The following is a 24,548-nucleotide window of genomic DNA, read 5'->3' on the forward strand; positions in this document are numbered from 1 at the left end:
GCCGTTAAAACCATTGCGCAGGGAATGCCGGGTGATTTCCGGCGTGACCGTGGTGACTACCGTGTGCTTACTACCATTGCACACGGGCTGCGGGCGCACCGGGCGCCCGGCATTCCCTGCGCCCTCTGATGTTCAGAGAGCGGGACGTTCACAGCAAAACTCGCGCGCACGCGCGGCGAGATCGCGAAGCTGTGTCTGGCATTGACGTCATTGCGAGCAGCGGAAGCGACGAAGCAATCCAGCTTCCAATTCGCGGTGACGATGGATTGCTTCGCGGAGCCTATCATCGGGCTCGTCGAAGGCGAGACCCGGTGGCTCGCAATGACAGCTCCACAACGGTCGTTGGCTGTTTGACAATTGAATCTGCAGCAAAGCATCGACAGCGAAGGCGCCATCCATGCGTCGTCCCCGCGAACGCGGGGACCCATACGCGGCGGCCTCGCGTTTTGGCACCTAGTCTCCACTTCGCTTGAAAACGCTCTAACGGTTTCTGCTCCAACAAACGATGGTGGTTATGGGTCCCCGCGTCCGCGGGGACGACGTCGCGGTTATGCTCTCAAGCCCAACCCCTCATTTCGCTCCCGGATTGCTTCGCGGAGCCTGTCATCGGGCGCGCATTTGCGCGAACCCGTTGGCTCGCAATGACGGAGCCAGCTTATGAACCCTTCACGAACGCCGCGAAGGCGTCGGCGTAATCGGGATGCCATCGCGACAGCGCGGGGCGGTTTTCGACGATGTCGCCCGCCGCCCAGAGAATCCGCCGCTCGTCGAGGCTGCGCGGCACATCGTTGTCAGGACACAGGACATAAAAGTCGCCGGCGCTGACGCGTTCGATCATGAAGTCGACGGTTTGCTCCGGTGTCCAGGCGCCGGCCGGCTTCTCGGCGCGGCCTCGTGCGGTCAGGCCCGTAAAGACAAACCCGGGGATGAAGAGATGTGCGCTGATCTTACCCCCGGCCGCGTTTCGCAACTCGTGCTGAAGCGCTTCGGTAAAAGCTTTCACGCCCGCCTTGGAAACGTTGTAAGCGGGATCGCCGGGCGGCGTGGTGATGCCCTGCTTCGAGCCGGTGTTGATAATGAGACCGGGGCGACCACGCTCGATCATGCGAGGCGCAAAAGCCTGCGAGCCGTTAATCACGCCCCAGAGATTGACGCCCAGAATGCGTTGCCAGTTTTCCGGCGGACCAAATATCTGGCTGCCCGGCTGGATGCCGGCATTGTTCATGAGGATATCGGTACCGCCGAACCGCTTGCGCACGGCGAGTTCCAGTGCCGACACATCTTCAAAGCGGCTGACGTCAACGGGCATCACCATGACATTGGCGGCACCACCGGTGGCTGCCGAGGCTATCTTCGCTTCTGCTTCGGCGAGGCGATTGGTGCCGAGATCGGCGATGCAGACTTTCATGCCAACGCCAGCGAACCTCGTAGCGGCGGCAAGGCCGATACCGGACGCCCCTCCGGTGATGACGGCTACGTTATCCGGGGACATGGCTGCGTGGGGCACGCGTTTCTCCTGACGTGTGAAGGGACCGTCCTGTCGAACAATGGAATTATCCCGAGGCGGCCTGTCTACCAGCCACGAAATGGCATGGGAGGTCTTCATTCAATGCGATCTTGCTCGCTGCAGGGCCGCTTTACGGGTCCGCGTGGCCGCCGTAGATTTCCCGGCAGAACGGTCCGAACAGCGATCGACATCAAGGGAGTGCAGACATGGCCGTCTGGATCAAGACAGGCTAGACCTTTTCGGATTTTCGTCATTCGGGAGCGGCAGAACTCGATTGCCGCTCCTTCTTCGTGCTCAAACTTAACAGATATTCTCCGGGGCTGAGATGAAATTTCCTTCGTTGTTTTCGCCGCTGCAGGTCGGACCGTATAAGCTCAAGCATCGCGTCGTGATGGCGCCGCTGACGCGGATGCGGGCGGAAAGGCCGAGCCTCGCGCCCCGGCCGCTGAACGTGGAATATTATGGGCAACGCGCTACGCCAGGCGGATTGATTATCGCGGAAGCCTCGCCCGTGGTGGCGACGGGACACGGGAGTCCGGGCACACCGGGCATCTATTCGGAGCAACAGGTCACGGGTTGGCGTGGCGTCGTCGACGCGGTTCACGCCAGGGGCGGATTGATCTTTCTTCAGCTCTGGCATGTCGGGCGCGTCTCGCACTCCTCGTTCCAGCCTGGCGGCGTACTGCCGGTTTCGTCTTCCGCAGTTCCGATCTCGGCAGCACTTAAGACAATGACGGCTGACGGAAAGCCCGCGCCGTATGAGACGCCGCGCGCGCTCGAGACCGGTGAGATCGCCGATGTGGTCGATAGTTTCCGGCAAGCTGCGCGAAACGCGCGCGAGGCCGGCTTCGACGGCGTCGAGATCCACGGCGCCAACGGCTATCTGATCGAGCAATTCCTGCAATCACACACCAATCTGCGGACCGACCGATATGGCGGTTCGATCGCCAACCGGGCGCGCTTGTTGATGGAAGTCACGGAAGCCGTCATCGAGGTCTGGGGCGCCGACCGCGTCGGCGTGCGATTGTCACCCTATGGCGTCGCCAATGACAGCGGCGAGACCGATCCGATGCCGCTCTACAGCCACGTCGTCAAATCGCTCGGTCCGCTCGGCCTTGCCTACTTGCATTTCGTCGAGCCGCGCTCGAGCGGTGCCGGCCGCGCCGAGGTCAACCACCAGAACGTGCCGTCGGCGATGGTGCTGTTTCGGCCGATCTGGAGCGGGGTGTTGATTTCAGCCGGCGGTTTCACCGGCGAGACGGCTGAGGCGGCGATTGCCGCCGGCCATGCCGACGCCATCGCGTTCGGCCGCATCTTCATTTCCAATCCGGACCTGCCGCTCCGCCTGCAGCACGGATATCCGCTGACGCCCTACAACCGGGCGACCTTCTATGGCGGCGAGGAGATGGGATATACCGATTATCCCGCCTATGGCGAGCTGGAGCGGGCTTGATACACGATCGTCATTCCGGGGCGATGCGAAGCATCGAACCCGGAATCTCGAGATTCCGGGTCTGGTGCTAAAGCACCATCCCGGAATGACGGCGTCTCGTCGCTTTCGCTCCCCGCAATGACGATCGAGATGGCAGGCGCAAATGGCAAAAGCGGCGAAAGCGGTCGGAATAGCGATTGGCAGATGCCTGTGCGGCACGGTCTGCTTCGAAATCGACACGCCCGCGCGCTGGGCCTGGCACGATCATTCGGCCGCAAGCCGGCGCGCGCATGGCGCGGCCTACGCGACCTATGTCGGAAGCTGGCGCAAGCGCTTGCGGATCACCCAGGGCAAGGCCGAGATCACGCGCTTCGAGGACAAGGCCACGAAAACCGTGCGCAGCTTCTGCGGGCGATGCGGCACGCCGCTGTTTTATGAGCGGGCGCGTTCGCCGCACATGGTGAACATTCCGCGCGCGCTTTTCACCGGCCGTACCGGCCGGCAACCGCTGTACCACATCGCGATCGAGGAATTGCAGGAGTGGGCCTATACCGGCGAGCCGCTGGTGCCGCTGAAGGGCTTTCCCGGCGTGGTCTGGCAGCGCTCGAAGAGGAAAAAACCCATCGATCATGGCGGGATGTTTTGATGCCTCGGTGCCCGCGCAGGCCAGCCATGACCGCGCTCCATTGATCTCGTCATGCAAGATCGGCCATGTTGTTCGCAATCCCGACGGTAACGGCCGCGGGAACGGGAGGACTTCATGAATCGTATCACCGGACGCTCGGCTTTCCTCGCACTACTGAAGGACGAGGGCATCACGCATCTGTTCGGCAATCCGGGCACCACCGAGCTGCCGATCATGCATGCGCTGAAGGAGCATCCCGACCTCACTTACGTAATGGCGATGCAGGAAAGCCTTGTCGTCGCGATCGCCGACGGCTTCAGCCGGGCGTCGGGCCACCTCGTCGCCTGCAACGTCCATGTCGCGCCCGGGCTCGGCAATGCGATGGGGTCGCTCTACAACGCGAGTTTTACGGGCACGCCGTTGATCCTGACCGCGGGCCAGCAGGAGCAGGGCCATGGCCTGATGGAGCCGGTGCTTTACGGGCCGCTGGTCCAGATGGCGGAGCCGCTGGTCAAGTGGGCGGTCGAGGTGACGCGACTGGAAGACCTGCCGCGGATCGTGCGCCGCGCGGCGAAAATCGCGACCACGCCGCCGACCGGGCCGGTGTTCATTTCGTTGCCTGGCGATATCCTCAACTCGGAAGCCGGCATTGAGCTCGGACGTTCGACCCGCGTCGATACGCGGGTAAAGCCCTCCGACGAGGCCTTGCAGGCGCTGGCGCAGCGCATCCTCAAAGCCGAGCGTCCCGTCATCATCACCGGTGATGAAGTCGTCAAGAGCGATGCGTTGCAGGAAGCTGCATCGCTGGCGGAAACGCTCGGCTGTCCCGCCTATCAGCAGTCGACGCCCTATGGCGCGCAATTCCTGTCGGAAAGCCCGTGCTTCATGGGCGCGCTGTCGCGTCTGCAGAAGCAGGTTCGCGAGGTCTTGTCGCCCTACGATCTGATGATCGTGGTCGGCTCCGATCCGCTGCGAATGTCAGTCTACAGCGAGGTCGATCCGCTGCCCGAGGGCATGCCGATCGTGCAGATCGGCCTGGTCGAATGGGACCTCGCCAAGAATTACGGCGCCGAGATTGCGCTGAAAGCCGATGTGAAGGAAACCCTGCGCGTGTTGATACCGGCGTTGAAAGCCGCCGGCGGCGCGGTGCTCGCGGCACGTGCCGAGCAGGGCATCGCCGCGCTCAAGTCAAAGAATTGGACCGCGCGGCGCGCCACGCTGGTCGAGCAAATCTCCCGGAGCAAAGGCCGTTCGCCGATCGATCCGGACTGGCTGGCGCTGCAGGTGGTCGAAGCGATGCCGGAAAACGCCATCCTGGTCGATGAGGGGCTGACTTCGTCACGCCAGATGCTTGCGCTGCGCCCGCACCGCGATCGCTACGGCTACCATGCGCTGGCTTCCGGCGGCATCGGCTGGGGCCTGCCGGCTTCCGTCGGCGTCAGCCTGGCAAATCCCGACCGGCCGGTGGTGTGTTTCTCCGGTGACGGCAGCGCGATGTATTCGATCCAGGCGCTGTGGACCGCGGCGCATCACAAGCTGCCGCTGACGGTGGTCATCGTCAACAATGGCGGCTACCGCATCATAAAGCAGCGGCTGCTGGCGTTTCACAACGACGATCACTACGTCGGTATGGATTTCATCGACCCCAAGGTGGATTTTGCGGGTGTGGCAAAGGCACTCGGGCTCGAGGCGGTGCGGATCACGGAAGCGAAGGATTTGAAGGCCGCGCTGGCGTCGGCATTTAGCCGGCCTGGCGCGAAATTGATCGAGGTGGTGGTCGACGGCACCGTTTGACACTGACGCCGCTTTTTTCGCCAGCAGCGGCTTACTCCGCAGTCTTCGCCGTCATGGGGTGCGATACCGGGCGGCGGGATGCGGCGTGGCGAGACGTGCGCGCCCCGAGCCGAACAGTTTTTCCCGCAGCGTTCCTTTTCTGTAGGCGTCCTTGTAACGCCCGCGCCGGGTCAATTCCGACACCAGCATGTCGGCGATGTCCTCGAAATCGCCCGGCGAAATTGCGAACGCGACGTTCAGGCCATCGACATCGGTCTGATCGAACCACGCTTCGATGTCGTCGGCGACTTTTTCGGGCGTGCCGACCACTACGGGTCCGATGCCGCCGATGCCGACATGCTCGGCGACCTCGCGCACGGTCCAGACCCGATCCGGATCGGCGCGGGTGATGTTGTCCATCGCGGTGCGCCCGGCGTCGTTCTGGACATGGCGAACCTGCTGGTCGAGATCGTAAGTCGAGAAATCGACGCCGGTCCAGCCCGACATCAGCGTCAGTGCGCCCTCGGGGCTGATGTGGCGGCGATATTCAGCGTATTTTGCCGATGCCTCGGCTTCGGTTCGGCCGAGAATAATGGTCATCATGCTGAACATCAGGATTTCAGCCGGGTTACGGCCGGCTTCCGCAGCAAGCGCACGGATGGCTGCGACGCGCGGGGCGATGATCTTGGCCGATGGTCCCGACATGAATACGCATTCGGCGTGTTGGGCGGCGAACTGCCGTCCGCGCGGCGAGGTCCCGGCCTGATAAAGCACGGGCGTGCGTTGCGGCGACGGCTCGCTCAAATGGATGGCGTCGACCCGATAGTTGTTTCCGGCGTGCTGGACGCGATGCACCTTCGCAGCATCGGTGAAGATTCCTCGCGCGCGATCGCGCAGCGCCGCGTCGTCTTCCCAACTGCCTTCCCAGAGTTTGTAAACCACCTCCATATATTCGTCGGCAACCTCGTAACGGTCGTCATGCGCGGTCTGCTTGTCCTTGCCGGCGGCGCGCGCCGCGCTGTCGAGATAGCCGGTCACCACGTTCCAGCCGATCCGCCCCTCTGTGAGATGATCAAGCGTCGACATCCGCCGCGCGAACGGATAGGGCGGCTCGTAGGACAGATTGGAGGTTACGCCGAAGCCGAGATTTTCGGTCACAGCCGCCATCGCCGGGATCAGCAGCAGCGGATCGTTGGCCGGAGTTTGCGTGGCGTTGCGTAACGCCGCGTCCGGACTGCCGCCGAACACGTCGTAGACGCCGAGCACGTCAGCGAGAAACAGGCCATCGAACCGGCCGCGCTCCAGCGTCCTTGCCAAATGGGTCCAGTACGGCAGCCGGTTATATTCGGCCGTGCGGTCGCGCGGATGGGTCCACAGCCCCGGCGATTGATGCGCGACGCAGTTCATGGCAAAGGCGTTGAGTCGGATTTCTTTTTTCATGATCATCCCGCGACAATCTACGCTCCTTCATCGAGCGCCACCAGTTCGCGCTTCTTGCGCAGCGAGGGCAGCAGCGGACCGACCAGAAGCACGACCGCCAGCGCCAGGCATGCCGCCGAGATCGGACGTTGCACGAAGGTCAGGAGATCGCCCTGCGACAGGATCAGCGACTTGCGCAGGTTGTTCTCGAGCAGCGGCCCCAGCACGAAAGCCAGCACCAGCGGGGCGGGCTCGTAGCCAAGCTTGCGCATGAAATAGCCGATCACGCCGAATGCGATCATGACGTAGACATCGAACACGTTGTTGCTGCTGCAATAGACTCCGGTGATGGTGAACAGGATTATCAGCGGGAAGAGGATATTGTAGGGCAGCTTCAAAAGCTGAACCCACATTCCGATCAGCGGCAAATTCAGAACCAGCAGCATCACATTGCCGATATACATGCTGGCGACGATGCCCCAGAACAAACCAGGGTTTTGCGTGATCAATAGCGGGCCGGGCTGCAGCCCGTGGATGACGAATGCGCCGAGCAAGAGCGCCATCACCACGTTCGGCGGAATGCCGAGCGTCATCAGCGGAATGAACGCGCCGCCCGCAGCGGCGTTGTTCGCGGCTTCCGGTCCCGCGACGCCCTCGATCGCGCCCTTGCCGAACCGCTCCGGTGTTTTGGATAGCCGCTTCTCCAGCGCATAGGATGCGAAAGAAGAGACCACAGCGCCGCCGCCGGGAAGAATGCCGAGAAAGAAGCCAAGCAGCGTGCCGCGCCCGACCGGTCCGGCGCTGGCTTTCCAGTCGGCCCTGTTGGGCAGAAGCTGCGTGATTTTGGTGTTGATGATGTCGCGTTTTATGACCTGCTCGGTATTGATCAGGACCTCGGCGACGCCGAACAGCCCCATCACGACGGGGACCAGCCCGATGCCATCGATCAGTTCCAGGCGACCGAAAGTCAGGCGCGGCATCGCCGTAATGCTGTCCAGCCCGACCAGGCCGAGCACGATGCCGATGCAGGCCATCAATAGCGCTTTTGCCATCGACCCCTGCGTAAGGAACGTCAAAACCACCAGCCCAAGAACCATCAGGCTGAAATACTCGGCTGGGCCGAACGCGATGGCGACGCTGGCCAGCGACGGCGCGATCAGCATCAGCGCGAGCAGCGAAAACGTGCCGGCGATAAAGGATCCCAGGGCCGAGATGCCGAGCGCCGGCCCCGCGCGGCCCTGTTTCGCCATCTGATGGCCGTCGATGCAGGTCACTACCGAGGCGGCCTCGCCGGGGATGTTGACGAGGATCGAAGTGGTCGAGCCGCCATACATCGAGCCGTAGTAGATGCCCGCCATCATGATGATGCCGGACTCCGGTGTTCCCGACAGCGTAACCGGAAGCAAGAGCGACATCGCGGAAATCGGGCCGATGCCGGGCAACACCCCGACCAGCGTACCGATAAAGACACCGAGGAAACAATACAGCAGGTTGATCGGCTGCAGGGCGACGCCAAAACCCTGCGCGACATTAAGAAGTACGTCCATGGTCTAAAATCCGGTCAGCCGATTTCGAAGATGCCCGAGGGCAACTGGATCAGGAGCAGGCGCTTGAGGACCCACCACACGCCGAGCGGGGTGAGGACGGCCAGCGGAATGGTCAGCGACCAGCGCACCGGATCGATCGCGCGCAATAGCAGCACCATTAAGGGAATCGCGGACAGCAAGAATCCGAGCGGCTCGAGCGCGAACGAAAACGCAATGAGGCACAAAATGACCAGCAGAGGTTTGGTCCAGCGTGCGTCTTGCCAGCGCGAAGCGAAGGTCGGACCGCCTTCCGTGATTGCTGCGGCAATAATCGTAGCCGCAAATACACACATCAGGATGCCGGTGTAGAACAGCACGTAACCGGACCCGGGATCGTTAATCGTGCCAAGCTTGAGCTTGAGTCCGGACCAGATGACGAACACGCCGAGCGCCAGCCCGATCAGCCCGCCCCACAGTTCGGAATTGTTCAGTTTGCTTGGCGCTTTCGTTTGGCCGTTCATCGCCACGCTCCCCGTCATTCGTCTGATGTCGCACATCGCGACGCAGGCTTCCAGAGTGATCTACTCCGATTTGAGATGTTGCTTCGGTATCCCGGCAACGTAGATGCCCACCCTCTCCCTTGGGGAGAGGGCGGGGGTGAGGGGTTACGGTCTATCGATAGATTTTAACCCTTCACCCGGATCGCATCGCCGATGCGATCCGACCTCTCCCTATGGGAGAGGTGAAGATGAACTCACAACTCCGTCCAATTCACTAGTTCGTCTTCTTCGCGAGCCCAAGGGTATCGATCACCTTGCGTTCGGACTCGGTGACCTCGGCGACGAACTTCTTGTAATCTTCGGTGCTCTTGTAGTTCGGCACCATGTCGTATTTGGCGAGCGTCGCGATCACGGCCGGATCCTCGATCGCCTTCTTGAACGCATCGTGCAGCTTGGCGACGATCTTCGGGTCCATGCCCTTCGGTCCGCCGATACCGAACGGCGAATCGTAGACCATGGGATAGCCGAGTTCCTTGAGCGTCGGCACATCGGGGAAATTCGGCGACCGCGCCGAGGTCCACACCATCAGCAGCCGAAGTTTGCCGGCATCGACCAGCGGGCGCCAGCCGGTCGAATCAGCCTGCAGCATGGTGTGCTGGCCAAGCACCGCGGCGTTGGTTTCCGCGCCGCCCTTGAACGGCACCTGCGTCAGCTTGATCCCCGCCATACTTGCCATCTGCTCCATGCCGATATGCAGCGACGTTCCGGCCCCCGGAGTCGCGTAGGTCACCTTGCCGGGATTTTGCTTGGCGTAATCGACCACGTCTTTCCAGCTCTTGAACGGCGACTCGGCGCTGGTGGTGACACCGAACGTGTAGCCGGTGAGGTGAACGATGTAGCTGAAGTCCTTGGCGGGATCCCACGACACCTCCTGCATCAGCGGCAGGCGAAACACGGTGATGGGAAGCTGCGCGATGGTGTAGCCATCGGGCTTGGCGGCAGCCGCCATGGTCGCCGGGCCGACCGTGCCTCCGCCGCCGGCCTTGTTGTCGATCGTGACCGGCTGACCCAGATGTTTCGATGCGCTGTCGGCAATTGCTCGCATCGCGATGTCGGTCGATCCTCCCGCGGGCCAGGGCACGATCAAAGTGATCGGCTTGGTGGGATATTCCTGCGCGCCGGCGCCGGCAGAAACCAGCGCGCCGATTGCAGCAACCGCGATCATCAGACGACTACCTAAAAACATCTCATCTCTCCCTTGCGGGCCCCCTCATGTCAGGACCGGCTTTTTTGATCATAAGTCCAATCTTCCCTGAAAACGATTGCGATGAAAAGACGTAAATCAGGCCAGTGCTCGCGGCGTCTGGCAATTCGGTTGAAATCGGTGCGTGCGACAATTAGTCTGCGGCGGCCTGCGGAGATGGCGACTTGGCGCGGACGCCGGTCCTGATGCGGGCCTCGCATTTTCATATCGCGGACGGTGTCGTATCCCGGTACGTTGACGGAATTCGAACAGGTTCGCGACCGAAAAGAAAGACCATGACCAGAACTGATGCCATCGCCCGGGCGCGCCAACAGCTTCACTCCGGGGAATTTCTCGCCGAACTCGGCCGCAGGGTCGCCTATCCCACGGAGAGCCAGAATCCCGAGCGGCGCGATGCGCTGCGCGGCTACCTCGAAGAGGAATTGCAGCCGGCATTTTCGCAGCTCGATTTCTCGACCAGAGTGATCGAATCGCCGACCGGAAAGAATCCTTACCTGCTCGCGGAATATCGCGAGTCGGAATCGGCGCCGACTGTTCTGATTTACGGCCACGGCGATGTCGTCGACGGCATGGCGGGAGAGTGGCTGGACAATCTGAACCCGTGGCGGACGACGACCATCGGTAACCGCGTCTACGGCCGCGGTACCGCCGACAATAAAGGACAGCACAGCATCAATCTGTCGGCACTTCGCGCCGTGCGCGAGGCACGCGGCGGCCGGCTCGGCTTTAATGCCAAATTCATCGTTGAGACCGGCGAGGAGATAGGGTCGCCGGATTTACGCCAGGTTTGCGAGTCCTTGCGCGATGAGCTGGCGGCTGATCTGTTTCTTGCATCCGATGGGCCGCGGCTTTCTGCGGATCGCCCCACGATATTCCTCGGCTGCCGTGGCGGAATACGGATTCACCTGGACGTGAACTTGCGCGACGGTGCGCATCATTCCGGCAATTGGGGCGGTATCCTTGGCAATCCTGCGATCATCCTGGCCAGCGCGATCGCAACCCTGGTCGATGGCCAGGGGCGTCTGTTGCTAGACGAATTGAAGCCGCCGCGACTTTCGAACCAGATTCGCGCGGCGCTAGCCGATGTGAAGATCGAGCCTTTGTCCGACGAACCGGCCCTCTCTGCGAATTGGGGCGAGGAGGGCCTCTCGGCCTCCGAAAGGCTTTATGCCTGGAACACGCTTGAAGTGTTGGCGATGTCATCGGGAAATATCGAGAAGCCGGCCAACGCCATTCCGGGAAGGGCGCAAGCCGTCCTGCAATTGCGCTTCGTCGTGGGGACCAAGGTCGACAAAATCGTCGATGTGATCAGGGCGCACTTGCACGACAAGGGTTTTCCGATGGTCGAGGTGCGGATGACGCAGAGCTTTGCCGCCTCGCGTACCGATTTCGACAGTCCCTGGGTCAACTGGGCCGCCGATTCGATCCGGCAGACGACCGGAAAAGCGCCGGCGGTTTTGCCGAATTTTGGCGGCTCGCTGCCCAACGACGTATTTTCCGAAGGGCTGGGCTTGCCCACAATTTGGGTGCCGCACTCCTATCCGGGCTGCTCCCAGCACGCGCCCGACGAGCACATTCTTCTCTCGGTGACCGAAGAAGCGCTTGGCATCATGGCGGGTTTGTTCTGGGATTTGGGCGAGATGCCGCGGCCGCGCCCTTGACGTCGGGGCTATTGGCCTCTCCGGGGTCGTATGGCCGCCGAAAGTTAGTTTCTATTCCGGCCCGGATTATGCAAGCATTGTAGAAGTCATTCAATGGAGGAGAAGACGAATGAAACGTATGATTGGCCTTGCGCTCGCCGCCGCGTTCTGTGCGGGGCAGGCGAATGCCCAGGAGCTCACGGGGACACTGAAGAACATCAAGGAGACCGGCGTCATCACGCTCGGCCACCGCGATTCCTCGATTCCCTTCTCTTACCTCGACGACAACCAGAAGCCGATCGGCTATGCCATGGACATCTGCTACAAGATCGTCGAGGCCGTGAAGAAGGAGCTCAAGCTCGACAAGCTCGAGGTCAAACTTACGCCGGTGACGTCATCGACCCGCATTCCGTTGCTCGCCAACGGCACTATCGATCTCGAATGCGGCTCGACCACCAACAATACCGATCGCCAGAAGCAGATTGCCTATACCAACACCCATTTCCTGACCGCGAGCCGCTTCGTCTCCAAGAAATCCAGCAAGATCAACTCGATCGACGATCTCAAGGGCAAGTCGGTGGTCTCGACCTCGGGCACCACCAACATCAAGCAGCTCACCGAAGCCAATGCCGCCCGCAACCTCAACATCAACATCATCCCCGCTAAGGATCACGCCGAAGCCTTCCTGATGGTCGAGACCGACCGCGCGGTGGCGTTCGTGATGGACGACATTCTGCTCGCGAGCCTTGTCGCTGGATCGAAAGCGCCTGCTGACTACGTCATCTCCAAGGACGCGTTCTCCAAGCCTGAGCCTTACGGGATCATGCTGCGCAAGGACGATCCGGCCTTCAAAAAGGTGGCCGATGCCGCGACCGCCGCGCTCTACCAGAGCCCGGAGGGCACCAAGATCTACGAGAAATGGTTCATGGCGAAAATTCCGCCGAAGGGCCTGAACCTGAACGTGCCGATCGGTCCGGAGCAGAAGAAGTCCTTCGCCAAGCCTTCGGACTCGCCAGATCCCGACGCCTACGCGATGTAAGAGCTGTAAACCCATGCAATGGCCCTGCCATTGCATGGGTTTTGTCCGCGTAGTGAACGGAAAGCCCTGTGAATTATAACTGGAACTGGAGCATCTTCTTCGAGCCGGCCCCGGGCGGGACCGGCACCTATTTCAATATGCTGCTGTCGGGCCTGTGGCTTACCATCCAGACCGGAGTCTTCGCCTGGATCATCGCGCTGGTGTTCGGCTCGATTATCGGCGTGCTGCGGACGCTGCCGTCGAAGACCGCCTACTGGGTCGGTTTCGCTTATGTCGAATTCTTCCGCAACATGCCGCTGCTGGTACAGCTCTTCCTCTGGTTCTTCGTGCTGCCGGAACTCGTGCCGCGATCGTGGGGACTATGGCTAAAGCAACTTCCGAACGCGCCGTTCTACACGGCCGCGATTGGGGTCGGGCTGTTCATGTCGGCGCGTGTCGCGGTGCAATTGGCTGCCGGCATCGCCTCGCTGCCGCGCGGGCAAAAACAGGCTGCGACCGCGCTTGGGCTGACCACGGTGCAGAGCTATCGTTACGTGCTGTTGCCGATAGCATTTCGCATCATCCTGCCGCCGCTGACCTCGGAGTTCCTCAACACCATCAAGAACACCGCGGTCGCGATCACCATCGGCCTGATCGAACTGACCGGCCAGGCGCGGTCGATGCAGGAATTCTCGTTCCAGGTGTTTGAGGCCTTCACCGCCGCGACGGTGATGTATCTGTTGATCAACATCATCGTCGTCACCGGCATGCGATTCCTCGAACGTAGTCTGGCGATCCCCGGCTACATCACGGGGAAATAGCAAGCCATGTTCGCCAGTTTCGATTTCGACGTTATCCGCCGTTCGCTCGGCTACCTCTTCCTCGACGGCATGGCGTTCACGCTAACCCTGACCGGCCTCTCCGCCCTCGGCGGGATCATCTTCGGCACGCTGATCGCCCTGATGCGGCTGTCCGGTTACAAGCTGCTCGGCCACATCGCCGGGCTTTACGTCGACCTCATGCGGTCATTGCCGCTGGTGCTGGTGATCTTCTGGTTCTATTTCCTGATGCCCTATGTCGGGCAATGGGTAACTGGCGCCTCGCGCCCGATCAGCGTCGGCGCATTCACCTCCGCGCTCGTCACCTTCATCATGTTCGAGGCGGCGTACTTTTCCGAGATCATGCGCGCCGGCATCCAGTCGATCTCCAAGGGCCAGCCCGCCGCGGCCAATGCGCTCGGCCTGACCTACGCCCAGACCATGCGCTACGTCGTGCTGCCGCAGGCGTTCCGCAACATGCTGCCGGTGCTCCTGACCCAGACCATCGTGCTGTTCCAGGACACCTCGCTGGTCTACGTGCTCTCGATGCCGGATTTCCTCGGCGCGGCGAGCAAGGTGGCGCAGCGTGACGGCCGGCTGGTCGAAATGTACCTGTTCGCCGCCATCGTCTACTTCGTGATTTCCTGTACCGCCTCGTTCGGCGTCCGGCGCCTGCAGGCGCGTATCAGTATTGTCCGTTAGGGAAGGGCGCATGATCGAAATCAGTCACGTCGACAAATGGTACGGGCCGAATTTTCAGGCGCTGAAGGATTGCACCACCAGCGTAGCCAAGGGCGAGGTGGTAGTCGTTTGTGGCCCCTCGGGTTCGGGAAAATCGACCCTGATCAAATGCGTCAACGCGCTGGAGCCGTTCCAGAGCGGGCAAATCATTCTCGATGGCATCAAGGTCAACGATCCCAAGACCGATCTGCCAAAACTGCGCGCCCGTGTCGGCATGGTGTTCCAGCATTTCGAACTATTCCCGCATCTCAAGATCATCGAGAACCTTTGCCTGGCGCAGGAAAAAGTGCTCGGCCGATCGCATGATGAGGCGATGGTGAAAGGCACAAAACTGCTCGACCGGGTCGGGCTGAAGGAGCAGGCGCGCAAATACCCGGCCGAATTGTCCGGCGGCCAGCAGCAGCGCGTCGCGATCGCCCGGGCCCTGGCGATGGATCCGATCGCGATGCTGTTCGACGAGCCGACCTCGGCGCTCGATCCCGAAATGATCAGCGAAGTGCTCGACGTGATGGTCGACCTCGCCCGCGAGGGGATGACCATGATGGTGGTCACCCATGAAATGGGTTTCGCCAGCAAGGTCGCGCATCGCGTCATCTTCATGGATGGGGGCGAAATCGTCGAAGACGCGCTGAAGTCCGATTTTTTCGGCAGTCCGCGCAGCGACCGCGCGCAAAAATTCCTGTCCAAGATTCTCTCGCATTGAGACTGACTGTCATTCCGGGATGGTCCGCAGGACCAGACCTCAGATGTGCAATTGCAGATCGGGAAATCCCGAGATGCCGGGCACGGAGATTCCGAATTTCGCGCCTTCGACGCGCCGCGGAAGGACCTTACAAAGGCCATCTCGCGAATTCCGTTTCCAATTCGCGAGATCAGGCTTTAAGAATTCTCATATACGATGCAGGCACAGCCGCTTCGCAAGCCCTACAGGAGAACTCGTTTGGATCAGATCGCTTACGTCAACGGATCGTTCGTGCCGATGTCCGAGGCCAAGGTCTCGATACTGGACCGCGGTTTTCTGTTCGCCGACGGCATCTACGAAGTCGCCGCCGTGCTGGAGGGCAAACTGATCGACAATGCCTCGCATCTGGCGCGTCTGGAGCGTTCGGTCGGCGAGATCGCGCTTGCTTTGCCGGAGACGATCGACCGCATTCAGGAGATCCAGAAAGAGCTCATCGCGCGCAACAATCTGGTCAACGGCATGGTCTATCTGGAGGTGACGCGCGGCGCCGACTCGGGTCGCGATTTCGCATTTCCGAAGGGCGTCAAGCCGACGCTGGTCATGTTCACGTCAGTAAAGGACATCATCAATGCGCCGTCGGCGAAAACAGGCATCGGCGTGATCACGGTGCCTGATATCCGCTGGGCCCGGCGCGACATCAAGAGCGTGGCGCTCTTGGCGCAGGTGTTGGCAAAACAGGCGGCAGCCGAAGCCGGCGCCGGCGAGGCCTGGATGATCGAGGACGGCAAGATAACCGAAGGCGGCTCGTCCTCGGCCTTCATCCTGACCCAGGACGATGTGCTGGTGACGCGGCAGAATTCCAGCACGATCCTGCCGGGCTGCACCCGCAGGGCGGTGGTCGCGCTCGCCGAGGAGCGTCAACTACGCGTCGAGGAGCGGCCGTTCACCGTCGAGGAGGCGCTCAAGGCGAAGGAAGCCTTCATCACCAGCGCTACTGTGTTCGTACAGGGGGTGGTGACGATCGACGGCAAGGCTGTCGCCAACGGCAAACCGGGGCCGATGACGGACCGGTTGCGCGAGATCTACGTCGATTTCGCCCGCGCCACAGCGCAGTGAATTCGCCGCCAACATGCAAACGCGATGTTTGTTTCTAGACTAGTTTACCAGCGCATACTTGAGGGGCACGCCAGAAACCAAAGCGATTTTCCGCCCTGGATCTCACGGAAGATCATTTGGAAAGAAATCGCCCGTGGTCACTCTGACCACACGAAATACCCAAAGTGGCAGATTGTGAAAAGATCACGAGAGGCGTCGCGTAGATTTTTCCATCGCGATGCGCGATTGATCTTATCAAAAAATTTATTGGTCTTGAAAGCGCCCGCTGCCTATCTACTGACAAAAGCGATCACGAGATCACGGCCATGAAGATTATCACCGGAAGAAGGGAGGTATTGGGAACATTCGCTTTGACCATGGCGTCAGGAGCGATCGGTATAGCAGCAGCAGCGGCCAAGCCGGCGGCAGCGACCGTGGAGTCCGCGCTGACGCCTCCCGGTGCCACGCATCTTGACGCGTTGAAGAAGCGTCTCGCGCAGGCACCTCGCCGCCGCGATTTCAAGACCGTGCCGATGATCCTAGACAATCCAGAGCAGTGGGATCACGAAGCGTTGACCGAAGTGCTCTCCTACAGGCCCACGCTCAAGCAGGTCTGGGACAATACCGACATTGGAGGTCCCTGGCTAAATTTCATGCGCAACGCACTCAATTCGCAGATCTGGTCGTTCAAGCATCCGGATTTCCTCACGGTTTCGGTTACGCATGGTACGGCGCTTCTTGCGCTCTACGATCAGACCATGTGGGACAGGTATCAGCTCACCAGGCTGGCCGGCGAGAAGTTCAAGCGCAATACGCTGATCATCGAGCAGAAAGCAGCAGCTGCCGATCCCGCGAACTATCAGGACCCGGCGGGGCCCTTCTCCGGCGAGGACAATTCGATTCCGGCGCTGATGCGGCGCGGCGTTGTTTTCATGTCCTGCCACAATGCGATTTGGGAGCAGGCAGCGGCCCTCATCAAGGCCGACGTCAATCCTGACAAGCTCTCTCATGCCGCGCTTGCGGCTGAACTGACCAACCATCTGGTGGATGGCGTCGTTCTAATCCCCGGTGCCGTCGGCACGCTGCCCGAGTTGCAGCAGGTCGGCTTTCACTACGCAACGTAACACCGAGTTCTATGACCCGTCACGAAACGAGAATCATCGTGTCCACTCTTACGCTCGACGGCACGGTGGCAGCCTCCGATCCAGCCGACCAACGTAGCACGGCAGACGTATTGCGCATCGCTGCGCTTGCTCTGCTTTCTATCCGCTTCATTCAAGGGTTCATCTATTGGGGCGGCGGTTCGCGCCGCTTCATTTACGCGCCCGCCAAACTCGATCCGAACGCTGCAAGCTGGATGGCCAACAAATTTCAATCGGCGATGCCGGGCGCGTTGCTCGGAACGGACCATATTATCGCTTTCCTGCTGCATCATTTCTATCTTCTCTATGCCTCGCTGATCCTGTTCAGTGCGGCCGAACTGATCGCCGGACTGTTCTTGATGACGGGCTTTCTGACGCGGGTCGCGGCGCTAATCTCGATCGGCCTCTCGGTCGTACTGATGCTGATGTTCGGATGGCAGGGTGCAACGTGCATAGATGAATGGACAATGGCGGCCTGCAATCTGGCGATCGGTGCCGCTCTGATGCTTGGCGGCAGCGGCGCATTCTCGCTGGACAACGCGCTATTGGCGCGCAAGCCGACGCTCGCCGACCGTGGGTGGTTTCGCTGGATGGCCGGAGCCTTACCGCTCCCGATGCGGAGCGATACTTTCCAGAAAATCGCGCTGGCGGTGTTTGCTGCGACTGTCATCTTCAATGTCGCCACCTACAATTACTATCGCGGCTCGGTCATCACGCCGTTTCATGGCGGCCCGGTTAGCCCCAGCAAGCATCATCTTGATCTGACGGACGGTGTCGTACTCCCGAATGGTGTTGTGCGTTTCCATGCCTATCTCGATGGCGGTACACCAGAGGCACCTTCCAACCTGATGACTGCGGTGTTGAAGTCCAATGACGGCTCCGTGATCGAGCAATGGGACAGCACAGCATTGAGCCACCTGCCGGCTTCCGCGATCACCAATGAGTTCGCCTACAACCGCTTTGCACCGGGTCCGTTCGGGCTACGGGCGGAGATGGGGGCGATGGCGACGATCACATTGCCTGCCGCGGGCGCTACGGACACCGGCAGCCTGCGTAACGCCGCGACGTTGCAGCTACACACCGTCAACGGCAATACATTCACCGTCGCCGTCAGGCCGCAATAAGGTCGAGAGGCGGGACGTCTTGCGCTCGCTCTTTGGAACACCCTGCTTCCTCTCGGACATGGCAAAAGCCCGGCATCCCGAGGGTGGCTGTATTGCGGAGCCTCAAATATAGAGCCGGACGCTCCTGCCACGCATCATCTGGATCGGATTGCAGTCATGCAATATAACTTCCGTTCCGCCAGCTCGCATTGCCCGCGAGGTCAATCCATGCTTCCGCGCAATTTCGCTTTATCAAGCCTTTGTGCCGCTTTCTTTGCCACGATGGTAACCACGGTCGCGGCCGCCCAACTCGGGCCGCCGCCGCACGCGGTGCTGTCGCGCGAAAAGCTTTCATCCATCGACGATTTCCTCAATGGTGAAACCGCCTCCGGCCAGATTCCCGGCGCCATCGTTCTGATCCAGCGCCATGGCCAGCCGGTATATTTCAAATGCTTCGGCAAGCGTGACGTCGAGAAGGGAACGCCGATGACGGCGGATGCCATCTTCCCGATCCATTCGCTCACCAAGACCATCACCAGCGTTGCGGCGATGATGCTTGTCGATCAGGGCAAGATGGCGCTCGATGATCCCGTCAGCAAATACATTCCCTCCTTTGGTGGCATGAAGGTAGGCGTCGAGAGGAAAGACGATACCGGCCGGCCGGTGCTTGATCTGGTGCCGCTGCGGCGGCCTATCAATATCGAGGATTTGCTGCTGCACACGTCCGGCATCACTTACGGTTTCTATGGCGAAGGTCTGGTGAAGGCCGCCTATCAGGGCATCTATCTCGGCGATTTCGACAATGCCGGATTCGTCGAACGGCTGGCAAAGGTGCCGTTGGCCGAGCAGCCGCGCACGCTCTGGGATTACGGCCATTCGGCTGACGTTCTCGGTCGCGTGATCGAAGTCGTGTCCGGCCAATCCCTCTATCAGTTCGAGAAGACCCATCTGCTCGATCCGCTCGGCATGACGACCACGAAATTCTTCCTGACTGATCCGGCCGAGCGGGCGCGCTATGCTGGGCCGCTGACCAAAGACCGGCATGTCGAGCGAAATTCGCTTGACGTCACGCGATGGGAATCCGGTGGCAGCGGCATGGTCTCGACCATCTCCGACTTAGCGCGCTATGGGCAGATGTTGCTCAATGGCGGGACGCTGGATGGGAAGACCTATCTCAGCCCCGCGACGTTTGCTGCAATGACAACTGACCATATTGGGCCGGGCTCGGGCGTCGCGCGCAACTATTTCTATTACCCCGGCGACGGTTTCGGATTTGGCTATGGCTTCGGCGTCCGCACCGATCCCGGGAATGCGGTGCCGCCGCCGCCGGGCTCGCTCGGCGAGATCAAATGGGACGGCGCCAGCGGTGTCTATCTCGTGGTCGACCGCGCCCAGGACATGTTTTTCGTCCTGATGGAGAACTCCCCGTCTGAGCGCATGCATGTTCAGGTAACGCTGAAGAAGATCATTTACGACGCGTTCGAAAAGTGATCGAACTGGCCTGTGGGATGGCCTGCGTGGAACGGAAACCGATGTTGCGGAAACCGGACGGAAGCGTTCAAGCCATGGCGGCGCGGGCACGTATTGTGCCGCTTGACCGCCCGCGAACCTTCGTCATCCTGCTGGTGCTGCTGCACCACTCCGTCATTAATTATACCTATTTCGGCCACGGCGACCCGATGCGCTGGCTCGGCTTTGATTTGGTCGTGCTGTTCAATGACAGTTTCTTCATGGCCTTCATGTTTTTCATCTCCGGGCTGTTCGTGCGCGACAGCCTGGTGCGAAAGGGATCGGCGATTTTCCTGCGCGATCGCGCATGGCGGCTTGGCGTGCCGTTCTTGATATCTGTCGTCGTGCTGATGCCGATCGCCTACTATCCGACATTCCTGCGCTACCATCTGCCGGGAACGACGGATTTCAATTTCCTGCATTTCTGGTGGCGCACGCTCACCGTCGGGCCATGGCCTTCAGGTCCGGCCTGGTTTTTGTGGGTGCTGTTGGCGCTCGACGTGGTAGCCGCCGCTGTGTGGCGGATTGCGCCCGGAATTGTCGACACATTGGGCAGGCTGATTTACGCCGTACGCAATCGGCCGATGACGGCGTTCGTCGTGTTTCTGACCGTCTCGACCGCCGCCTATATGCCGATGCGCCTGGGATTCGGTGACGTAAGCTGGCTGCAATTGGGCCGGTTCCCGCTTCCGATCCAGACCAGCCGCATACTGCTCTACACCGCCTACTTCTTCACCGGCGTCTGTGTCGGTGCCGTGAGCCTCAGGGCGGGTATACTCGCAGAAAGCGGCGAGTTGGCGAAGCGCTGGCTGGTCTGGCTCCCTTACGCGCTGGTGTTTTACGTGGCGATCCTCGTTTTGGTCTATGCCCACCACAACTGGATGGTGGATTTCGATTCCCCGCCGCTGCTATGGAAGGTGGGTTATGGCCTCGCATTCGCAATGTTCAGCGCCGCGATGGCATTCACGGGGTCTTCGATTTTCTTGCGCTTTGCCGGCAGCAACTGGGGTTTGCTGGATGCGCTGCAGCCCTCGGCCTACGGCATCTATCTCCTGCACTACATCTTCATCATCTGGCTGCAATACGCGGTCTACGATTATTCGCTCCCGGCGGTCGTCAAATTTGCCATCGTGTTTGTCGGCACGCTTTCGCTGAGCTGGGGGCTTACCGTGCTCTTGCGAAAAATTCCCGCCGTGGCACGGATGATTTAGAGCCGCTACCCAGGCGGTCGTCACGCGGTAGATATAGCATCACCGCGTTGCAGCAATGCCAAATTCGCCGGACAACGCAACGATTCGATCCCCAAGTCGTTCCAGTAATGGAAAAGCCGGCTAGTGATTCCGGCCTAAAGCGGGAGTCCGCCCATGTGGATCCTGTTGCTGCTGCCTTTCATCGGTCTGCTGTGGGTGCCGTTCTACAATTTTTTGGAACCGGCGCTGTTCGGGTTTCCATTTTTCTATTGGTACCAGCTGGCATGGGTGCCGATCAGCTCGCTGCTGATCTGGCTGGTCTATCGCCGCCTGCCGCCTGACGAAGCTGCTTAGAGTCGCTGGAAAGCATCGTCATGGCCGATCACATCGACTGGGTTCCTCTCGCGATCTTTATCTTCTTCTTTATCCTTGTCAGCGTCATGGGATTCTTCGCCGCGCGCTGGAAATCGGGCCCGGTCAGCGCGAGCGCGCATCTGGACGAATGGGGGTTGGGCGGACGGCGGTTCGGCACCTGGATCACCTGGTTTCTGGTCGGCGGCGATTTCTATACTGCCTATACCGTGATTGCAGTGCCGGCGCTGGTGTACGCGGTCGGCGCTTTCGGTTTCTTCGCGCTGCCCTATACCATTATCGTCTATCCCTTCGTGTTTGCCGTCATGCCGGTATTGTGGAAGGTGGCGCATGCCAATGGCTACGTAACCGCCGCCGATGTGGTCCACGGCACCTACAATTCGCGCGGGCTCGAACTCGCGGTTGCCATTACGGGCATGGTCGCGACGATGCCGTATATCGCGCTGCAGCTGATAGGGATGGGTGTGGTTATCAAGGCGATGGGCCTGACCGGCGAGTTGCCGATCGTGGCCGCCTTCATCATTCTGGCGTTGTACACCTATAGTTCCGGTTTGCGAGCGCCGGCGCTGATCGCCTTTGTCAAGGACATCATGATCTATATCGTGGTGCTGGTCGCGGTGGTCGTGGTGCCGGCGAAGCTCGGCGGTTATGGCGCGGTGTTCGCCGCGGCTAACGACGCGTTCACCGAAAAGGGTGGCGCGACTGGCCTGATATTGCAGCCGTCCCAGATGTTGGGTTACGCGACGCTGGCGCTGGGTTCGGCGCTGGCCGCCTTCATGTATCCGCATACCCTGACCGGAATTTTCGCGTCGAAATCCGCCGATACCATCCGCAAGAACGCAATCCTGCTGCCGGCCTACACGCTTCTGCTGGGTCTGATCGCGCTGCTCGGCTACATGGCCCATGCCGCTAATATCACGGTGTCGTCGCCCAACGACGTTGTCCCGTTGCTGTTCAAAGCGCTGTTTCCGCCATGGTTCGCCGGCTTTGCGTTTTCGGCCATCGCGATCGGCGCGCTGGTGCCGGCCGCGGTGATGAGCATCGGCGCGGCCAACCTGTTCACCCGGAACGTATGGAAATCCTATCTCGATCCCGGCATCAGCCATGCCGGCGAAGCGAGCGTCGCCAAGATCGCGTCGCTGGTGGTCAAGTTAGGCGCGCTTGCGTTCACGCTGTTCTTGCCGACGCAATATGCCATCGATCTGCAATTGCTTGGCGGCTTGTGGATACTGCAGACCTTTCCGGCGCTGGTTTTCGGATTGTTCACGCGCTGGTTCCGCGCCGAAGGTCTGCTGCTCGGCTGGGCCGTGGGGATCATCTGGGGATCGTGGACGGCGTGGAGCAACGCACTGAAGCCGCTCGCGACCATCGAACTCGGCGGCGCTAGCCATTCATTTTATGTTGGGCTCGGCGCACTGATCCTCAACGTCGTGGTCGCGGCAATAGCAACTATCGTTGCCGCGCGAATCGCGCCCGACCGGTGCAGCGTTGTTGAGCCACTTTGATATTGCCGCCCTTTGCGCGCTCGAATTGCACGCTTGCACCCTGATGCATTGCTACCCCGAACAACAAATGAACTGCAGCCAACCGATACGCAGACCGTGTCAGCGCGTCGCTTCCAGGCCAATCGGCCGGAGCCAGAGCCAGCCAGCCAGGCCGCCGAGCGCGGCGCAGAACGCTGTCACCAGCATCACCGTGCGTAGCGCGCGCTCGAAGGCGGCGGTTGCGGCCTCAGTGACGCCGGCCTGCCCGGCCATTACCGCATTCAGCGTCTCATTGGCGGGCGCTGCCGGAAGTCCGGCAAGGTGATGTGAAAAGCTTGCGAACAACACCGCGCCCAGCGCCGCGACTGCAAAGAGGCCGGCTACCCGGGCGACCGCGTTGTTGACGCCGGAAGCGATGCCGGCGCGGGCGTCGCCGACGGACGCCATCACCGTCGACGTCAACGGCGGAACGGTGATGGTCATGCCGATGGCGAGCACACAGATCGTTGGAAATACGCCGGCCCAATAGGACTCCCCGAGGTCGACGAACGCCAGCAGCGTCAAACCGCAGGCGGCGACAATGGGTCCGGCGGTGAGCGATAGCCGCGGCCCGAAACGATCGGCGAGGGTGCCTGCAAATGATGCGCCAAATCCCATGATCAGAGCAAACGGCAGCAGCGCCGCGCCGGCTTGCGTCGCGGAATAGCCGCCGAGCCGGATCAGGCCAAACGGTAAATAATACAGCGCGCCGCCGAGCGCGAAATAGAGCAGCAGCGTCAGCGCATTGGTGCCGGAGAAATTTCGCGAGCGGTACAACGACAGCGGCATCATCGCCCGTTCACCGGATCGGGCTTCGATCGCGACGAACGATGTGAGGCATGCGACTCCCGCTCCCAGTGCGGCGAGGACGGTTCTGTCGCGAAATCCCGACGACGGGATCGCGCCCAGCGCCCAGGTGATCGCTGCCAAGCCCAGGGCGACCGCGACCGCGCCATTCACATCGAGCCGCTTCGCCTTGTCATCGCGGCTCTCGCAGGCAAAGAAGATCGCGAGCCCGGCCGCGGCAATAGCGATCGGCACGTTGAGCAGGAAGATCGCGCGCCAGGATACTTGATCAACAAGCCAACCGCCGAGTACGGGTCCGGCCGCCGAGGTCAGCGCGCCGGCACCTGCCCATATTCCGATCGCATGACTGCGCTCGTGCTCGTCGAACGTCGCGCCCAACATTGCGAGACTGGCCGGCGTGAGCAGCGCGGCGCCGAGACCTTGAACCGCGCGGCTGACCACGAGCACGCCAGTATCAGGCGAAAGTCCGCATGCGATGGAGGCCGCGGTGAACACCGCAATGCCCAAAAGAAAAATCCGTCGACGACCGTAAAGATCGGCAGCCGAGCCCCCGACCAGCACCAGCGCGCCGAGCAGCAACAGGTAGGCGTTGACGATCCATTGCGTCGATGCCGCGTCAGCGTGCAGCGCCTGCTGGATGGCAGGGAGAGCGATGTTCACCACAGAGCCGTCGATAAACGCCATGCTCGACCCGAGAATCGTGGCCGCTAGTGTCAGGCGCTTGCGCTGAGGTGACAGTGCTGCAGGAAAAGCCGGTGTCGCGCGGATGACGCCTGCGTCGCAGGGCGGCCGTATGATACCAACCATGTGGGCCTCGAAGGAGCGTGCCTACGACACCAGTGTAGCGATCATGAGCGCCGCG

Annotated in this window: 21 protein-coding genes; 15 read left to right on the forward strand and 6 right to left on the reverse strand. The window is 61.1% G+C overall.

The features are described from left to right. Nucleotides 1–655: 655 nt before the first annotated feature. The gene (locus N554_RS0124610) at nt 656–1,507 is read right to left on the reverse strand and encodes an SDR family NAD(P)-dependent oxidoreductase (RefSeq protein WP_029585925.1); all 852 of its coding nucleotides are present in this window, start codon (nt 1,505–1,507) and stop codon (nt 656–658) included. Between the two features lie 325 nt (nt 1,508–1,832). Here N554_RS0124610 and N554_RS0124615 point away from each other — a divergent pair, with 325 nt between their 5' ends. The 3 genes from N554_RS0124615 (at nt 1,833) to N554_RS0124625 (ending at nt 5,358) form a co-directional block, all read left to right on the forward strand. Continuing rightward, nucleotides 1,833–2,960, forward strand: coding sequence for an alkene reductase (locus N554_RS0124615; RefSeq protein ID WP_029585926.1), 1,128 nt, complete (start codon nt 1,833–1,835; stop codon nt 2,958–2,960). Nucleotides 2,961–3,102: 142 nt separating this feature from the next. Continuing rightward, nucleotides 3,103–3,585, forward strand: a complete 483-nt coding sequence (locus tag N554_RS0124620; RefSeq protein ID WP_029585927.1) for a GFA family protein — start codon at nt 3,103–3,105, stop codon at nt 3,583–3,585. Between the two features lie 114 nt (nt 3,586–3,699). Beyond that, nucleotides 3,700–5,358, forward strand: a complete 1,659-nt coding sequence (locus N554_RS0124625) for a thiamine pyrophosphate-binding protein (protein ID WP_029585928.1) — start codon at nt 3,700–3,702, stop codon at nt 5,356–5,358. Between the two features lie 51 nt (nt 5,359–5,409). Here N554_RS0124625 and N554_RS0124630 read toward each other — a convergent pair whose 3' ends face one another. The 4 genes from N554_RS0124630 to N554_RS0124645 form a co-directional block, all read right to left on the reverse strand. Next, nucleotides 5,410–6,777: an LLM class flavin-dependent oxidoreductase gene (locus N554_RS0124630; RefSeq protein WP_029585929.1), complete on the reverse strand. Its 1,368-nt coding sequence runs from the start codon at nt 6,775–6,777 to the stop codon at nt 5,410–5,412. Between the two features lie 17 nt (nt 6,778–6,794). Beyond that, a complete protein-coding gene (locus N554_RS0124635; protein WP_029585930.1) occupies nt 6,795–8,303 on the reverse strand; it encodes a tripartite tricarboxylate transporter permease in 1,509 nt (502 codons plus the stop codon). Between the two features lie 14 nt (nt 8,304–8,317). Then, nucleotides 8,318–8,803, reverse strand: coding sequence for a tripartite tricarboxylate transporter TctB family protein (locus N554_RS0124640; protein ID WP_029585931.1), 486 nt, complete (start codon nt 8,801–8,803; stop codon nt 8,318–8,320). Between the two features lie 253 nt (nt 8,804–9,056). Further along, entirely contained in the window at nt 9,057–10,028 is a 972-nt protein-coding gene (locus N554_RS0124645; protein WP_029585932.1) for a Bug family tripartite tricarboxylate transporter substrate binding protein, read from the reverse strand. A gap of 293 nt (nt 10,029–10,321) precedes the next feature. On the opposite strand from N554_RS0124645, the gene N554_RS0124650 reads away from it, so the two are divergent. The 12 genes from N554_RS0124650 to mctP all read left to right on the forward strand — a co-directional run bounded on the left by N554_RS0124650 (nt 10,322) and on the right by mctP (nt 22,861). Beyond that, complete coding sequence (locus tag N554_RS0124650) at nt 10,322–11,707, forward strand: M20 family metallopeptidase (RefSeq protein ID WP_029585933.1); 1,386 nt, start codon at nt 10,322–10,324, stop codon at nt 11,705–11,707. Nucleotides 11,708–11,816: 109 nt separating this feature from the next. Beyond that, nucleotides 11,817–12,725, forward strand: coding sequence for an amino acid ABC transporter substrate-binding protein (locus N554_RS0124655; RefSeq protein ID WP_029585934.1), 909 nt, complete (start codon nt 11,817–11,819; stop codon nt 12,723–12,725). Nucleotides 12,726–12,793: 68 nt separating this feature from the next. Continuing rightward, nucleotides 12,794–13,525 carry an amino acid ABC transporter permease gene (locus N554_RS0124660; protein ID WP_029585935.1) on the forward strand — a complete coding sequence of 244 codons (732 nt, stop codon included), beginning with the start codon at nt 12,794–12,796 and terminating at the stop codon, nt 13,523–13,525. 6 nt (nt 13,526–13,531) lie between these two features. Beyond that, nucleotides 13,532–14,224 (forward strand): amino acid ABC transporter permease, encoded by a 693-nt coding sequence (locus N554_RS0124665; RefSeq protein WP_029585936.1) that lies wholly within the window; start codon nt 13,532–13,534, stop codon nt 14,222–14,224. Between the two features lie 10 nt (nt 14,225–14,234). Further along, on the forward strand, nt 14,235–14,966 hold the full coding sequence (locus N554_RS0124670) for an amino acid ABC transporter ATP-binding protein (protein WP_029585937.1): 732 nt from the start codon (nt 14,235–14,237) through the stop codon (nt 14,964–14,966). 237 nt (nt 14,967–15,203) lie between these two features. Next, nucleotides 15,204–16,061 (forward strand): D-amino-acid transaminase, encoded by an 858-nt coding sequence (locus tag N554_RS0124680; protein ID WP_029585938.1) that lies wholly within the window; start codon nt 15,204–15,206, stop codon nt 16,059–16,061. A 305-nt stretch (nt 16,062–16,366) separates the two neighbouring features. Further along, a complete protein-coding gene (locus N554_RS0124685) occupies nt 16,367–17,164 on the forward strand; it encodes a thiosulfate dehydrogenase (protein ID WP_029585939.1) in 798 nt (265 codons plus the stop codon). 38 nt (nt 17,165–17,202) lie between these two features. Next, the gene (locus N554_RS0124690) at nt 17,203–18,306 is read left to right on the forward strand and encodes a TQO small subunit DoxD (RefSeq protein WP_197033728.1); all 1,104 of its coding nucleotides are present in this window, start codon (nt 17,203–17,205) and stop codon (nt 18,304–18,306) included. A gap of 207 nt (nt 18,307–18,513) precedes the next feature. Next, nucleotides 18,514–19,776, forward strand: a complete 1,263-nt coding sequence (locus N554_RS0124695; RefSeq protein ID WP_036053990.1) for a serine hydrolase domain-containing protein — start codon at nt 18,514–18,516, stop codon at nt 19,774–19,776. A 41-nt stretch (nt 19,777–19,817) separates the two neighbouring features. Further along, on the forward strand, nt 19,818–21,005 hold the full coding sequence (locus N554_RS0124700; protein WP_029585942.1) for an acyltransferase family protein: 1,188 nt from the start codon (nt 19,818–19,820) through the stop codon (nt 21,003–21,005). A gap of 153 nt (nt 21,006–21,158) precedes the next feature. Further along, on the forward strand, nt 21,159–21,338 hold the full coding sequence (locus N554_RS0124705) for a DUF3311 domain-containing protein (RefSeq protein ID WP_029585943.1): 180 nt from the start codon (nt 21,159–21,161) through the stop codon (nt 21,336–21,338). 20 nt (nt 21,339–21,358) lie between these two features. Beyond that, on the forward strand, nt 21,359–22,861 hold the full coding sequence (mctP, locus tag N554_RS0124710; protein ID WP_029585944.1) for a monocarboxylate uptake permease MctP: 1,503 nt from the start codon (nt 21,359–21,361) through the stop codon (nt 22,859–22,861). Between the two features lie 99 nt (nt 22,862–22,960). Here the strand turns inward: mctP and N554_RS0124715 are convergent, their stop codons facing one another. Beyond that, complete coding sequence (locus N554_RS0124715; RefSeq protein ID WP_051677688.1) at nt 22,961–24,493, reverse strand: MFS transporter; 1,533 nt, start codon at nt 24,491–24,493, stop codon at nt 22,961–22,963. Between the last annotated feature and the right edge of the window lie 55 nt (nt 24,494–24,548).

Source organism: Bradyrhizobium sp. URHD0069 (assembly GCF_000701345.1).
Classification (GTDB): Bacteria; Pseudomonadota; Alphaproteobacteria; order Rhizobiales; family Xanthobacteraceae; genus Bradyrhizobium.